Consider the following 14,009-nt stretch of genomic DNA (forward strand, 5'->3'; position numbering starts at 1 on the left):
TCATTTTTGCTTATTACCTATATTTCACCATGTTAGAGCTTCAGGAATTTTATCAAATAGCTTTTTCCACTTTGTATTGACTTTGCTTTCTATCATTTTGATACTGTACCATACAGAGGGATGCTGATGGTTTCCAATAGATTTTTTGTAACTTATTTTGATTTCATCTTTTATACTTTCCAGAGGTTGGGTCAAGTCAAAACGGTCATCACAGGGAGTCAATAGGTTTTGTAATTCTTCTATTGTTAAAACCTCAAGTATTCTCACCAATCTTTCCAGCATTTCATAATAATATCTTGCTGCACTTTTTCGAGTTACTAAAAGCGGATCTCTCTTATTCAATTCAAGGATTTCAAGTGTTGATTTTACTTTGTTGATATCTCTCTTCGACAATCCCGGTATAGTGTCAAACTTAAATGTCATTAGATTCAAAATCATAAACTCATTTGGATTTTCGGTTCGCGGATTAATGAATGCCCCAATTTTCGACAAAGGCTCAGTACCTCTATTTACGACTATTAATTCATTATCAGCATCTAACACATGACATTTATCTAACTTATAACCGGAATTGCACTGTTTGCATGCCAAAAGATAGTTCTCCCACTGAAATGCCTTATCAGGGAAAAATGACTTGGGATAAATATGTTCTACATCATTAGCCTCACTTTGTTCGCAGTAATTGCAAATACCTTCAGAAACGCACAAGCCATATAACCGGGTTGTTATTTTTTCGAAAGCCTGCTTCCCTTTAACCCCTCCTTTTGAGTTCCAAAGGCTTTGGGCTTTTTCCACTTTCTTTGCAAAAGTCAGTTCGTTATCTACTTTAAACTGCAAATTGTCCAACTCTTGTTGTACATCTTTATCTAAATCATTAGAAGCCAGTTGGATCATCTGTACTTAGTATTTTTTGTAATTCCAGTCTTTCTTTGTCTTCTTCTTCGGTTATTTTCCCAAAGGCAGAAAGCATATTTAAGTGCCCCAATCTTTCAAGTTTTTCTTCTGATTTTCCCGAACGTACGGGAGACTGTCCAAACAATTCCGTGCCATAAGCATCCAGTATGTTACCATATATCAAGCGTTCTCTTTCTATTCCCGTCACTTCTCCGGACTCTATATCACTACCCGGAGCCGCCAATCGCCATATACTTCCCTTTTCACAGGCCCTACATACCAGAGGACTATGCGTCGTTACAATAAATTGAATTTTAGGGAAATACATTGTAAACCACTCCCCGATACGTGTTTGCCATGTAGGATGAAGATGGGCATCAATCTCGTCTATTAACACCACGCCCGGTAAATCAATGATGTTTTGACCATTGTTTACGTTCTCAAAAACCTTTTCTTCACCATAACTTCTAATAAGTTGGCGAATTAATTCAAACATCAGACAAAGAATTGAGCGGTATCCATCACTCATTTGCATTGAGGCAATAATATTACCATAACCATCCTTAAAACAAACACCATCAAGGTCAACATCTGCTATCATAGCACCATGAGGCAGCAACTTTGTCTCATTTATAAATTGCATTATATTTTTTAAAGTAGGCTTATAATCTTGATTTTTACGTATCGAAACTGATTCTTCAATATACAAGTCTCTTAAAAAACGTACTGCCTCTGACAAGGCAATACCTTCTCCAAATATAGAAAAGTGCGCTCCTAAATGAGGATTTGATTGATAAATTACATCTGTCCCAGATTCGCCTCCCGAAAATCTTCTAAAAGGTCCATAACCTACTGAAAACCAACCTAAAAAATGTTTCTCTTCTTGATATACCGGTATCGGCGTCGGCGTCGGGGTTGGCGGTGGATATGGCACACTACTACTTGTAGTTAGAGAATCTCCAGATTTTTTTTTCATTGTCCTCTCTCCCCTGAAGTATACTTCTAATAATGATGCTTTATTTTTATTCGATTCACGCTCAAAGGAGATTTTATTATATGTTTCTTTAGTTGAATGGTCAAATGTTATATCAGGTGAAATAATTGCTTCTATGAAGCCTAAATCTTTATTATTCTTGAGCCACTCACTCCAGTTTTGTCTAGCAGCATTAATATCCTGGATATCAAGCATAGCAAGAGCAATAGATTTTACAACCGTCGATTTCCCGGCGCCATTATCTCCAATGATCACATGCCAACCTGCGGGCTCATGAAATGTCATTTCAAAATCAGAAATAGACCGAATATTGTTGATGGTTACCTTTTTTACGTACATACTATTTCCCTTTTGTGCCAAAATTAACCATTTTCTTACTATTTATTGAATTGATATGAATGCAAATCATCCTCTCCTCCCGGGCAGACGCAAGGCCTGCCCCTACATGCCCTTTATAAATGTTCCCCGAATTTACGGTTCTATGAATCCATAGGTATTTCCCAAATCGTCATTACTCAAATAACATATTTTTTTATGAGTGTTTTCCTTTCCATAAATTCGCAACGCAGATTCAGGAAGGCATTTTTAATACATTTGCCGTTAACACCTAAACACTTTTACAGACAACTCATTATGGAAAAAGAAATTACCAACAAGCTTCACAGTTACGGATTACAGGAATACCTATCACTGGGCTATATCTATCTGATCATTTTAGGAATTGTCGACGATGTGATTTACTATAAGTTTTTAGGGATTAATATCTTAAACTATTCCGCGATTTCCGACGTACTGATGTCGCCCGTCAATACGCTGCTTTATGATGTTCGGGTGTTGGTTCTGGTCCTGATTGCAGTTTGGATTACGTATCTTCTCTATTTTAAAGCCTTTCCTCACTTTCATCACAGCAGTCGCGAGAAGGCTTGGTACAAAAAGATGGTGAAAGATGTGGAGAAGGTAGATGAAAAGTACCGAGACTTTCAGGAGAACAAAAAAATCCCCTTTATGTTGGTATTTATTGCCTGCGTTTTCCTGGGGTTGCGCGTCGGAAATGGCCATAAAACCAAACAGAGCATCGAAAAAGGTAATCATAAGGCAAGTCACACGATCCTGTTCAATGATAATGTTACCAAACGGGTGAGAATTCTCGGCCAAAACAGCGCTTATATTTTCTATTTGGTGGAAGGTCAAAAAAGGGTAATTACCATGCCCATCAGCGGAAATGTGAAAGAAATAGTACCCGTTGTGGATTAAGGATTTTTCAACATTGCAAATCGTTCCATGTCTTCCCTAAGCAATTTTGTCAGTTCTTCTTCTTTCGGCAAGTAGAGGTGATATTGGCTTGCTAAAATACTCTGATTGTTTTGGGGTAAAGTGTATTTTACCACGGCATTGTTTTTATCGGTGCAAAGTAAAATTCCGATGGTTAGATTTTCCCGTTCAAGTTTTTCGATTCGATCATAATAGTTGACATACATCTGCAACTGCCCAAGGTCTTCATGTGTGAGTTTATGGGTTTTAAGTTCAAATAACACAAAACATTGCAAGAGGCGATTATAGAATACTAAGTCAATGAAAAAATCATCGCCTTCCAAGTGAATACGTTTTTGACGTGCCACAAACGAGAAGCCATTTCCTAACTCCAACAAAAATTCCTGTAGGTGTGTAATCACAGCTTGCTCAAGGTCCTTTTCATAGTAGGCCGCTTCGCGTTTCAATCCCAAAAACTCCAACACCATAGGGTCTTTGATAATATCTTGGGGTGTAACAGGTAATTGTTCACCACGAGCAACGGCTAAAACAGCCTCTTTGTCATTGCTCAGTAAGAGGCGTTCATATAGGAGGCTGTTTATCTGACGTTCCAATTGACGGGATGTCCAGAGATTTTTGGAAGCTTCTGCAACATAAAATGCTCTTTTGTCTTCATCCGTTATGGGTAAAAGCAATCTGTAGTGCGTCCAACTAAATTGTGAACGCAGTGCGTTCACAATTGGGAAAACTCGGTAAAACTGCCTATACCAGTTGAGATTTCTAAATGAAAAACCACTCCCGAATTCAGGTTCAAGCGCTTGCGCCAAATTACGTATCAGGTATTTTCCGTATTCAGCGCGGTCTTTCCCTTGTTGCTCTTCCTCGAAAATTCGTTGACCAATATGCCAATACATCAACACTCGTTGGTGGTCAATGGCTCTTACGGCATTTTCGCGGGCATTGGCAATGATTTTTCGTATTTCAGCAACGAAGTTGGGATTTAAGAGCATATTAAATGATTTTTTATACTCTCTTTGACAACGTAAACCGGTATTGGTCACATCATCCCTCGCGCTTTCAATTCCAAATACTTATTCACTGTATTGGCGTTCAGGCCTTTAGGAGCGGTGAGGATGGGTGCCACTTACAGCAATTCTATAATTGCCTTCATGGTTACAATTTGGGTATTGGAATATTTTCGAAGTAATAGCAAATCGGGATCGCCTGTAATTAGAGAATCAGCCCGGGCATCACGACTCAGGCTTAGAAGATAATGGTCATTACGATCCCGCCCAACCTTTACCAGAGAGGTAACCAGTACTTTAAGGGCAAATGCCTGATAAAAAGTGATAAAAGCTTTAACTGAAGATTCATCAATCCCTTTCTTCTGAAAATAAGCTTTTTGAGGAAACGCTCCTATTTCGTCAATGAGTTGATCGCAATAGATAAATTCCAGAATATCCAACCTTCCGACCAATTCACTAAATCTATCGCGGGTAATTCCTCCAATTAATACGCTGGCTATCAAATTAGGGACAATGATAATACGAAGCATACCAATCAGACAAAATTACCTTCCCGTATCTCTTTTACGGCTTTATTAATTTCAGATTGTTTAGCTGAGCGGTTGGGGAGTCCACCCAGAAAATCCCTCATACTTTGGGCTGCTTTCGCAGCTTTTGGTTTTGGAGAACGAGGGGTAATTTTGCGCTCTACTTTCACAAAATCCAACGATTCCAAATAGCGAAGCAACGCTTCAGCCTGTTTATTCTCTTTGATTGTGAGTGTTACCTGTGTCATGGTTTAAGCAATTACGTGAGATAGTCGGGACTGATTTCAACTATCAACAACATAAAATTAACACTTAATATTTCAATATGGTAATAGTGCAGTATAAACCAGTTTGGCTTGCATTAGTAATGCTAACCTGCTTTTACACCGGTATTCCTGAAGAATCTGTTCTCCTACATCATCCCTCGTGCCTTCAATTCCAGGTACTTATTCACCGTATTGGCATTCAGGTCTTTGGGTGCGGTGAGGATGGATTGAATGCCGTATTGCTCCAATTCTTTGACGATGCGGCGCTTTTCGTAGAAAAAACGTTCGGCAATGGTTTTAAGGTAAATATCTTCGGTATTTTCGGCGGGTGTTTTCAGTACTAAAGAAGTCTCGGTATTTTCGAAGAATACGACGATCAATAAATGGGTTTTGGCCAATCGCCGCAGAAAAGGCAATTGCCGATGCATGGCGTTGAGCGTCTCGAAATTTGTAAATAACAACAGCAAACTCCGTTGCCGAATGTGCATTCTGACGTGCGCGTATAGCGTTTCGTAATCGCTTTCCAGGTAGCGCGTTTTTTGTTTGTAAAGCGTTTCCAGAATTTTCTGCATTTGTCCCGTTTTGCGCTCGGCGGGCACAATTTGACCAATCACTTCCGAAAATGTGACGATACCGGCTTTGTCCTGTTTTAATAAAGCGATATTACTCAATACTAATGTAGCATTGATAGCGTAATCCAACAGCGTCAACCCTTCAAAGGGAGATTTCATCACGCGGCCTTTGTCGATAAGACAATACACCGCCTGCGAGCGTTCATCCTGAAAAGCGTTGACCATCAAACCATTACGGCGCGCCGTGGCTTTCCAGTTCACCGTTCGAATATCATCACCCTGAACATAAGGGCGGATTTGCTCAAATTCCATGCTCTGCCCCAGTCGCCGAATGCGCTTGATGCCCAGCTCGGTCAGGCGATTTGAAATAGCCATCAGTTCGTATTGGCGCATTTGCAGATACGACGGATAAACAGCTACCATCTTATTCTGCGAAAATTGAAACCGCCGTTTCATGAGTCCCAACGGACTTCTTACCAACACATTAACCGCTCCGAAGCTATATTCGCCACGCTTGGTCGGACGGAGTTCGTAGCGCAACAACTGCGTTTCGTTGGGGACCAACTCGGCCTCAAACAGTACATCACGTTTTTGAAATTGAAACGGGATTTCATCAATGATCTCTAACCGCGCTTTGAATCCGTAACGGTTTTCCAAATAGATCGTGATGGGATTAGGATCACCGTTGGAAAGGCGGTCGGTTACGTCGCGACGGGCAAATAGTCCGGCCTTAGTTCTAAAAAGCAAAACCAGATCCACCAACACCAACAACGCGGCTACCGCACTTACGATCTTGGCAATGCCAAACAAAAAAGGGAAGGCAAATGCCAACAAAAAAGTAGCCGTCAATCCAATAAAAACTTCCCAAAACAGGGTGGAAATATAGAGTTGCCGAAGGTATTTCAAGATGATAAGGGTTAATTATACTGCCTCAAAAACGATTAAACGCTATAACGTAAACTCTCCTGCCCCTTCGCGAATGATGTCAAAATTGTCGTCGGTGGCATCAATGACCGTAGACGGAACCAGTCCGCCGAAACCGCCGTCGATCACAATATCCACCAAATGTTGAAAGCGTTCAAAGATGATCTCGGGGTCGGTGGGATATTCCATGATCTCGTCATCATCGTCTTTAATGGAAGTAGTGATGATGGGGTGATCCAGTTCAAAAACGATCATACGCGTAATGGGATGGTCCGGCACCCTGATACCGACGGTCTTACGGTTGGCCAATACTTTGGGGACCTTATTATTGGCTTCCAAAATAAAGGTAAAAGGTCCCGGCAGCAGTCGTTTCATGATTTTAAACGCCGCATTGCTTACACGCGCATAATCTGAAATATGGCTCAGGTCGTGGCAGATAAACGAAAAGTCGTTTTTTTGAGGCTTGATTCCTTTGATACGCGCAATTCGTTCTACCGCCCGGGCATTATGTATATCACACCCAAGGGCATAAACGGTATCAGTAGGATAGATCACGATACCCCCATCCCGCAGGCTATTGACCACCTGCTGAATCTTGCGCGGCTCGGGTGTTTGGGGATGAATATGAATAAATTCGGCAGGCATTTTTACGATCCGTTATCTGTTGATCAATGACAAATTCGCCAAAATAGGTTTCGTTCTTACAAAATGTAATCGTTACAAACCTATGATTTTATTTGGATAACTGATAACGCACAACGGAGAACTTTATGATATTACCGCTTCAGTTGCACAAAAGGTACTCCCTGTTGCATCAACGTAAGATTGCGGTGGCTGCGCCACTTTGCATAGGGTTGATATAACCAGTTGACAGGCAAATGCAAACGGCACAGCAATACCAAAAATTCGGTCTTCCAGCCGGGATCTTCGATGTAGTTGAGTAATTTTCGAAAAGCGAGAGCCTGTTCGGCGTCTTCCGCTACGAAGCATTTTTTGATAAACTCCCGTATTCTACTCGCCAATATATCGTACTCTTCCTGCGAACGGCTCAGATCGTAGGCCTTGTTACAAACCTCCCAACTCGAGCGCAACATTGAATTGCCGACTTGGTAAAATTGGGTTGCCATAGAACCGGACAATACCCGTTTGTACATCAATACTTCGTCTATATAATGGTATTTGTAGTCGTGAGCTGAACGAATGAAAAAATCAAAGTCTTCGTAGCTTAGGTTTTCGTCGTAACCGCCAAGTTTCATCAATACCGATTTGCGTATCATGATGGTAGGCGTACAAATAAAATAACGCCGCAGGATCTCCTTGTAAATATCGCCCGAAGGAACTCGCCCTTCCGCATGCCCGTCGGGACCTAATGAGTAATGATAGCCTAATTTTTTGTCGGAAGAATCAATATAAGCTGCATTTGAAAATACAACTGCATAATCTTTAGGCAGGCTTTCGAAGGCCTGAACCTGCTTTTCGATGCGATCAGGGGGCATTACGTCATCAGCGGCCAAATCTATGACATACTTGCCCGTTGCTTCGCCAAGGCCTTGGTTAAAGGCCTTACACAAACCTATGTTGTGGGTATTTCGAAGAAAAATAACCTCCGGGTATTCATCCGTGAATCGCTGAATTACTCTTCTTGATTCATCAGTACTCGCATTGTCGATCACGATCAGCTGAATGGATGAATACGTTTGGTGTATGACCGATAAAAGGCTTTCCCGAACAAAAGGTTCATGATTGTAACAGGTGCAGATAACGGTTACGATTGGATTCATAAAGTCAGTATATGCGATACGCCGAAAAGTATAAACCGGCGTGTTTTGATAAGGTAAATGTAAAATATTAGGTTTTATTATCAGCCAAATGCCGGAGATTATTTAGTAAACGGTAAGAAACAGGCCTTTATTCGACATACAAAAACCAAGCTGTTTTTCATTTTTCGGTATATTATAAATTTATTTTTCAATTAAACATCTACAAATCAATAATTTATAAATTATACCATAAAAGGCAATAGTGTAAATTATCATCCCCTAACATTTTGGCACGGTTTTCTCTGCTATTTTATAATGATTTGATGTAGTAATACATCTTTCATTATTTATGGGTTAGGGTAGTACGTAAATGCCATTCCGGATTGTGAGTGGCATTTATTCTTTTTTCCCAGCATCAGATTTTTGGTGCTTAGCCCGCCAAATGCTGGTATTCAGTTCAAAACCAAAGATCAAAAGCAGCGCAACGAGGTAAAACCAGATGATCATGGCAATGATGGTACCGATAGAACCGTAGAGTTTGTTGTAACTACTGAATTGAGAAAGATAAAAGGAGAAACCATACGTAGCCAGAATGATCAAAAGCGACGCAATGATCGCACCAAGATTGAAGAAACGCCACCCGTGGTCCACTTTGGGTGCAAAACGATAAATGATGGCTACTGCCAGCGTAAACGCAAAAAACATGACCAGGTACCGAAGTGCATCCAACAAAAAGACGGTAAAATGATCTCCCAATAATATGGTTTGATGCAGCCAATCGACCAAAAAAGCGCCCACAATAATTACCAAGACTGCCAGAAAAAGTACAGTTGATAATAAAACCGTCAGCAATAAAGCAATTCCTTTGGCTTTAAAAAAGCCTCTGTTTTCTGAGGCGTGATCCACCATGTTGAAGGCAGTCATGAGTGCTCCCATGCCGTTGGTAGCGGTGAGTAACGCCAACACAAAACCAAACGACAAAATCCCCCCCTGCTTTCGACTGATGATGTCATAGATGGTTGCTGCCGCAAATTCGTACAGCGACCCGGGCATGGCGTCGCGCATGAAGTTCATGATCTGAGACTCCATGTTGGGAATCGGAAAATAAGGAATTAGGGTAAATAAAAACAGAATGGTGGGAAAAACGGCCAACGTAAAGTTGTAAGCTACGGCCGCCGCGCGTTGGTCTATATCATAGAAAAATATTTTTTCGATCAATAGCGTGCCAATATCGGCCAACGATACACTTTTCCCAAAGAACCGCTTTCGGTGCAGTAAGGCATAGCTTTTACGAAACGGCCTGTGTTTTGAATTGGACCAATTTTGAAGCATTAATAAGTTTCGAAGTAGTTAGAACCCGAAATTAGTAAACTTAGCCCTAATAATTCCACAAATTCCACTATATCGTCAATGGTGTTGAACCCTATAAGGCATATTAGTAAATACAAGGCCGGCTTTTAACTGCTTAATAAACCTATAAGGCCTCGTTAATCAGACCTTATAGGTTTGCTCTAAAAGAAAACCGTTAAACTCAAACGAGCGAAAAAGGGAGTTCCCGGTGTAAAGTGAATTTCTTCAACCGACTGCGCCTCGCCCTGTAAACGACTTTCAGTGGCAAATTGGGTTTCTTTCCAACGCGTATTGAACAGGTTTTGCACCGACAATCCGAGCGTGTAATTCTTGCGGCTGTAGTTAGCCTGCATATCCGTCACAAAATATCCTTTGGCGACGATGGAATTATCTTCATTGGCCGGTCGATTACCAATATAACGATACCGCAGCGAACCGCTGAAACCCGAATTGCTCTGTACCGACAAGCCGCCCGTTGTGGTAAAAATGGGCGCCAGCGGCAGGTAATTTTGGCCTTCCATAATGCCAATGGCGCGTGGTTTGGTCGTATTTATGTCTACGTCGGCATAAAGATGTTTGGTCAATTGATACCGTACAGACACATCAATTCCCTGCCGACGTGTTTTCCCGCCCGGCTCAACGACACCTGCATCACCCACATACACAAACTCCTGTTGCAGCCACAGATACCAAGCTGCGGCATTGATGAGCAGTTTAGGAAAAGGCTTAAAAATTACGCCCAAATCAGAGCCATAAGCAGCCGGCAATATCTGCCGTCCGCCCTGCGGAACCACTACACGCGTATCGTTGGAGTGAAATCCACGACCCGTGTTCAGATACAATTGAAAACGATTGTTGAATGTGTAATAAAAATTCAGCTTGGGCGATAAAATGGCCGCCGAAGCATGTTTTGTGGTAACAGGCGTAGCGAGCAAATCTTCGTATTGGTTACGAAAATAATCCAGTCGAAGTCCTGCATTGATCGAAAAATGATTGGAAACCTGAATCAACTCATCGGCATAGACTGCCGCGTTGAGTTCGTTGATGTTGCCCAATTGAATGTTATTGAGGGTTTCCGTACGATTTTTAGTGTGCGAAAGCTCGGTATTTTTTGTCAGATCCTGTCGGTATTGAACGCCGAACGTTGTGGTCCATTGTGTATTGCCTACGTTGTTTTGGGCAGAGAAACTGCCGTTGTAGCCAAACAAATTGCGTTTTTCTTTCTGACGAATTTGGTCGCCGTTGATAGAATCTTCCAGAAAAAAGGTAAAGTTGGAATACAGTTCAAAATTATAATTACTGTAAAAAAGCTGATTCCTGATCGTATGATTGCGCGGCGTTACGGTTACTAACTGAACATTTACGTTCGTCCGGCTCGTTTCTCCACCTTCTGTGGGGTCAATGGAGCCGAAAAATCCTATCAGGCCCGATTCAAGGGCGCGGTCGGGAATTTGCCCGGAGTGATTCCATTTACTCCAAAATGTGGAGGCCGTCAATGTCAAATTGGTATTCGGGGAAAGATGTCCGTGGTATTTCCCCATCACATTTAACCGCTTAAAATTCTGCGGATTGTCAAAATAGGAATTGGTAAAGGAATACTCGGAAGCCAAATACGCCGATCGGTTTTTATCACGCCCTTTTTGGCCTAACAAATCCAATCCTGCTACCGCCCGATAAGTATCAAATTGACCGGCTTCCAATTTCACAAAAGAGCGATCCAGCGCATCGCGGGTTCGGAAATTCACCCAACCTGCCGTTGTAAAATTACCCTTTTCGGCATGATATGGCCCCTTTTTAAAATCAGCGCCCTGAATCAGTTCGGGAATCACAAAATGCAGATCGGCGTAGCCTTGGCCGTGAGCGTGAGAGACCATGTTAACGGGCATCCCATCGACCGTCAATTGAATATCCGTGCCGTGGTCAATGTCAAAACCGCGCAAAAATATCTGCTCTGCCTTCCCACCACCCGCGTGTTGACCTATAAACAATCCCGGCACCATCCGCAAAATTTCCTGCGAATTGACGATAGGACGTATTTTAATATCCAGACTGCTAATGAGTTGCTGGTCGTGCGCTCGCTGTGCCGACACCACTACTTCCTTCAGTTCGAGGGTTGTATTGGCCATGAGCGTTTTGATCGACGTAGTTTGGTCGTCCTGCACAATTGCCTCAATAACCAATGTTTTAAAACCCACATAAGACAATTCTATTTTATAAGGAGCGGCAACCAAGTCATCGAAGCGGTACTGGCCCAATTCATTGGTTGTCGTCGCTTTGCCGAGTCCGGTAAGTTGAACATTCACGCCGCGCAAAGGCAAATTGGTGGATTGTTCATACACCATTCCCGAAATACTTCCAAGGTGTGCATACGCCGAAAAGCTAAGTAAGCCGGAGATAATAAATATACTATAGTAAATGAGGCGTTTCATCGCAAAAAGAGGTAGCTGAAAATTGTATTGTGTGGCAAAGAAATAGAAACCGTCTCACTCATGAGTGAGTTCAATCCCGTTTAAGCATACGCTTAAAAACCGGGAACTGTACTAAAACTTCAATGCAAAAATAATATACGATCTAAGCTACCCAAGGCGGTGGACTGAAAGTTCTGTCCACTCCTTCCGAAACAGAAGAAGGGAAATAATGAATCTTAGCAGAAGAATGGAATTGCAAATCAGGCGTTGATGCCTGAGCAACAGTATAAAATAAACAATGAATATCCACCCCGTTTATTTCAATAAGAATAGAATGACCAAGGGGACGTTGGTCTTTTTGCTCACGAACGCTGAGCGATTCGATCAGAAAATTCTCCAATCCATCCATGCGCAAATACCGACATTCCTGATACGATTGCCCTTCGTAGGTGGTTTGCACTATAAAAAGAGATTGACGCTCATACGGTTGCATGATGCCGCCTATCCCCGCGATCAGCAGGTAATTGGCCAGCAATAAAAATGCAACAAACGAGCGAAGAGACATCGGGCAGGATATTAAAGCGTGAACTTTGGATTGGTTCTTTTGGCCTCGGCGATCAGTTTATTTCCGGAACCGGCATTTCCAAGAGCGATCTCAATGGCTCCTGCTTTTTGCAATAATTCAGGGTCTTTGCTACCCGTACGCAAGGCGATCTGTACGTGTTGCTGCGCTTTCTGAATATCATTTTGTTTAAAATACACCCATGCCAATGCGTGATTAACGTCAATGTTTTTAGGGCGTTTTTTGTATTCTTTCATGCCATATTTCAGCGCCGAATCAAACTCGCCCATTTGCGTGTACAATTTGCAAAGCTCCAGATCCACGGCATGACCCGACTTGGCATCTTCGTCCAACATGGTCACCACTTCGGCGTATTTGGCCTTTGCTTTTGCTTTATCCCCTTGAAGGTCATAAATTTCGGCCATTTCTTCGTGAAACGAAAACTCAGGCATGATCTTAGCGGCCTTGTCTAAAACGGCCAATGCTTTGTCGTATTCTTTACGGGCTTTGTGTACGCGGGCCAATCCTCTCAACGCAAACGCATAACTGGGACGCATCGCCAGAATTTCGTTGTATTGTTGTTCGGCTTCTTTCAATTTACCGGTTGTTTCGTACAATTGCCCGAGCGTATTTTTGCTCCAACACTGCGGCTCCGAACCCGGCAAGCCTGCATCAACCGCCAGTTTCATGGCTTCAATGGAGCTTGGGTATTGACCATAAATCTCGCGCAGGTACGATGCCCGTGAATACGCCTCCAAAGAAGGTTTGAGTTGCTGCATTTTATCCGACATTGCCACGGCTTCTTCGTAGTTGCCGAGTTCTACGTTGGCATCTACCAATACTCCGTATACGTATGCATTGTTTGGATTGAGTTGACGCGCTTTTTCAGCCAATTCTCTGGCTTCGGCAAATTGGTGTTGCGACATTTTCACCGAAGATTTGAACGTCGTTGCCTCAAAGTTTTTGTAATCCATTGCCAACACACCGTCCAATATGGTCAAAATGGCCGGGTAATAATAAGGGTGTTCGCCGGTGATGCGTGCCTCAGAAAGATAGATCATAGCCACCTGCAAACGCGATTTGATATCGCTGGGGTCTTTTTTGATCTGTTTCTTCAACTCTTCTACTTTTTCTTTGGTGCGAGGCCATTCTTCAGCTTTGGCCAACTCACCGCGCCGTTCATACAAAGAAGGAATTTCCATCGTTGGCGTAGCAGAAGCGGTAGTTTCACTGCTTGTTTTTCCTTTGTCAGTGCAACCGATCTGAAGCGTCAAAATCATCAAAACGGCAAGGGAAAACAGTAAGGATCGTTTTGGAATAAATGTTATCTTTTTCATTTTTAAAGAGGGGGAATAATTAGTAATGTATAAAATAAGCAGAGATGGCCAGTTCACTTCTTCTTTCCACCGCTTCCATCTCCTGCCGGTGTTTTTTTAGACTTGGAAAGTTTGAATTCTATGGTAATCAAACTTTCCA

The 14,009-nt window shown here is 42.2% G+C and carries 13 protein-coding genes; 1 reads left to right on the top strand and 12 read right to left on the bottom strand.

Going from position 1 to position 14,009, the window contains the following annotated elements; genetic code table 11:
* Window positions 1-24: 24 nt before the first annotated feature.
* Both ACQY73_RS08290 and ACQY73_RS08295 read right to left on the bottom strand, forming a co-directional pair.
* Window positions 25-894 (bottom strand): HNH endonuclease, encoded by an 870-nt coding sequence (locus ACQY73_RS08290; protein ID WP_428664060.1) that lies wholly within the window; start codon window positions 892-894, stop codon window positions 25-27.
* On the bottom strand, window positions 875-2,227 hold the full coding sequence (locus ACQY73_RS08295; RefSeq protein ID WP_428664062.1) for an AAA family ATPase: 1,353 nt from the start codon (window positions 2,225-2,227) through the stop codon (window positions 875-877). The genes ACQY73_RS08290 and ACQY73_RS08295 overlap by 20 nt, the downstream gene beginning before the upstream one ends.
* Before the next feature lie 294 nt (window positions 2,228-2,521).
* On the opposite strand from ACQY73_RS08295, the gene ACQY73_RS08300 reads away from it, so the two are divergent.
* Window positions 2,522-3,142 (top strand): hypothetical protein, encoded by a 621-nt coding sequence (locus ACQY73_RS08300; protein ID WP_428664065.1) that lies wholly within the window; start codon window positions 2,522-2,524, stop codon window positions 3,140-3,142.
* On the opposite strand, the gene ACQY73_RS08305 is transcribed toward ACQY73_RS08300, so the two are convergent.
* The 10 genes from ACQY73_RS08305 to ACQY73_RS08350 all read right to left on the bottom strand — a co-directional run bounded on the left by ACQY73_RS08305 (window position 3,139) and on the right by ACQY73_RS08350 (window position 13,870).
* Entirely contained in the window at window positions 3,139-4,149 is a 1,011-nt protein-coding gene (locus ACQY73_RS08305; RefSeq protein WP_428664067.1) for a PDDEXK nuclease domain-containing protein, read from the bottom strand. The genes ACQY73_RS08300 and ACQY73_RS08305 overlap by 4 nt on opposite strands.
* Window positions 4,150-4,283: 134 nt before the next feature.
* Window positions 4,284-4,694, bottom strand: a complete 411-nt coding sequence (locus ACQY73_RS08310) for a putative toxin-antitoxin system toxin component, PIN family (RefSeq protein WP_428664070.1) — start codon at window positions 4,692-4,694, stop codon at window positions 4,284-4,286.
* Between the two features lie 5 nt (window positions 4,695-4,699).
* Window positions 4,700-4,939: a hypothetical protein gene (locus tag ACQY73_RS08315; protein ID WP_428664072.1), complete on the bottom strand. Its 240-nt coding sequence runs from the start codon at window positions 4,937-4,939 to the stop codon at window positions 4,700-4,702.
* 164 nt (window positions 4,940-5,103) lie between these two features.
* A complete protein-coding gene (locus ACQY73_RS08320) occupies window positions 5,104-6,435 on the bottom strand; it encodes a DUF58 domain-containing protein (RefSeq protein WP_428664074.1) in 1,332 nt (443 codons plus the stop codon).
* A 42-nt stretch (window positions 6,436-6,477) separates the two neighbouring features.
* Window positions 6,478-7,098 carry an L-threonylcarbamoyladenylate synthase gene (locus ACQY73_RS08325; protein ID WP_428664077.1) on the bottom strand — a complete coding sequence of 207 codons (621 nt, stop codon included), beginning with the start codon at window positions 7,096-7,098 and terminating at the stop codon, window positions 6,478-6,480.
* Between the two features lie 131 nt (window positions 7,099-7,229).
* Window positions 7,230-8,234, bottom strand: a complete 1,005-nt coding sequence (locus ACQY73_RS08330) for a glycosyltransferase family 2 protein (RefSeq protein ID WP_428664079.1) — start codon at window positions 8,232-8,234, stop codon at window positions 7,230-7,232.
* Between the two features lie 375 nt (window positions 8,235-8,609).
* Entirely contained in the window at window positions 8,610-9,545 is a 936-nt protein-coding gene (locus ACQY73_RS08335) for a YihY/virulence factor BrkB family protein (protein ID WP_428664081.1), read from the bottom strand.
* Between the two features lie 179 nt (window positions 9,546-9,724).
* Window positions 9,725-11,992, bottom strand: coding sequence for a TonB-dependent receptor (locus tag ACQY73_RS08340; RefSeq protein WP_428664083.1), 2,268 nt, complete (start codon window positions 11,990-11,992; stop codon window positions 9,725-9,727).
* A gap of 142 nt (window positions 11,993-12,134) precedes the next feature.
* Window positions 12,135-12,536: a hypothetical protein gene (locus ACQY73_RS08345; protein ID WP_428664085.1), complete on the bottom strand. Its 402-nt coding sequence runs from the start codon at window positions 12,534-12,536 to the stop codon at window positions 12,135-12,137.
* A gap of 11 nt (window positions 12,537-12,547) precedes the next feature.
* The gene (locus tag ACQY73_RS08350) at window positions 12,548-13,870 is read right to left on the bottom strand and encodes a tetratricopeptide repeat protein (protein ID WP_428664088.1); all 1,323 of its coding nucleotides are present in this window, start codon (window positions 13,868-13,870) and stop codon (window positions 12,548-12,550) included.
* Window positions 13,871-14,009: the final 139 nt, after the last annotated feature.

It is taken from the genome of Runella sp., assembly GCF_965279615.1.
In the GTDB taxonomy this organism is placed as follows: Bacteria; Bacteroidota; Bacteroidia; order Cytophagales; family Spirosomataceae; genus Runella.

Excerpts from the sequence above, each read along its gene's own strand:
- ACQY73_RS08290 (WP_428664060.1), bottom strand. The coding sequence starts at position 894 with ATGATCCAACTGGCTTCTAATGATTTAGATAAAGATGTACAACAAGAG.
- ACQY73_RS08295 (WP_428664062.1), bottom strand. The coding sequence starts at position 2,227 with ATGTACGTAAAAAAGGTAACCATCAACAATATTCGGTCTATTTCTGAT.
- ACQY73_RS08300 (WP_428664065.1), top strand. The coding sequence starts at position 2,522 with ATGGAAAAAGAAATTACCAACAAGCTTCACAGTTACGGATTACAGGAA.
- ACQY73_RS08305 (WP_428664067.1), bottom strand. The coding sequence starts at position 4,149 with ATGCTCTTAAATCCCAACTTCGTTGCTGAAATACGAAAAATCATTGCC.
- ACQY73_RS08310 (WP_428664070.1), bottom strand. The coding sequence starts at position 4,694 with ATGCTTCGTATTATCATTGTCCCTAATTTGATAGCCAGCGTATTAATT.
- ACQY73_RS08315 (WP_428664072.1), bottom strand. The coding sequence starts at position 4,939 with ATGACACAGGTAACACTCACAATCAAAGAGAATAAACAGGCTGAAGCG.
- ACQY73_RS08325 (WP_428664077.1), bottom strand. The coding sequence starts at position 7,098 with ATGCCTGCCGAATTTATTCATATTCATCCCCAAACACCCGAGCCGCGC.
- ACQY73_RS08330 (WP_428664079.1), bottom strand. The coding sequence starts at position 8,234 with ATGAATCCAATCGTAACCGTTATCTGCACCTGTTACAATCATGAACCT.
- ACQY73_RS08335 (WP_428664081.1), bottom strand. The coding sequence starts at position 9,545 with ATGCTTCAAAATTGGTCCAATTCAAAACACAGGCCGTTTCGTAAAAGC.
- ACQY73_RS08340 (WP_428664083.1), bottom strand. The coding sequence starts at position 11,992 with ATGAAACGCCTCATTTACTATAGTATATTTATTATCTCCGGCTTACTT.
- ACQY73_RS08345 (WP_428664085.1), bottom strand. The coding sequence starts at position 12,536 with ATGTCTCTTCGCTCGTTTGTTGCATTTTTATTGCTGGCCAATTACCTG.
- ACQY73_RS08350 (WP_428664088.1), bottom strand. The coding sequence starts at position 13,870 with ATGAAAAAGATAACATTTATTCCAAAACGATCCTTACTGTTTTCCCTT.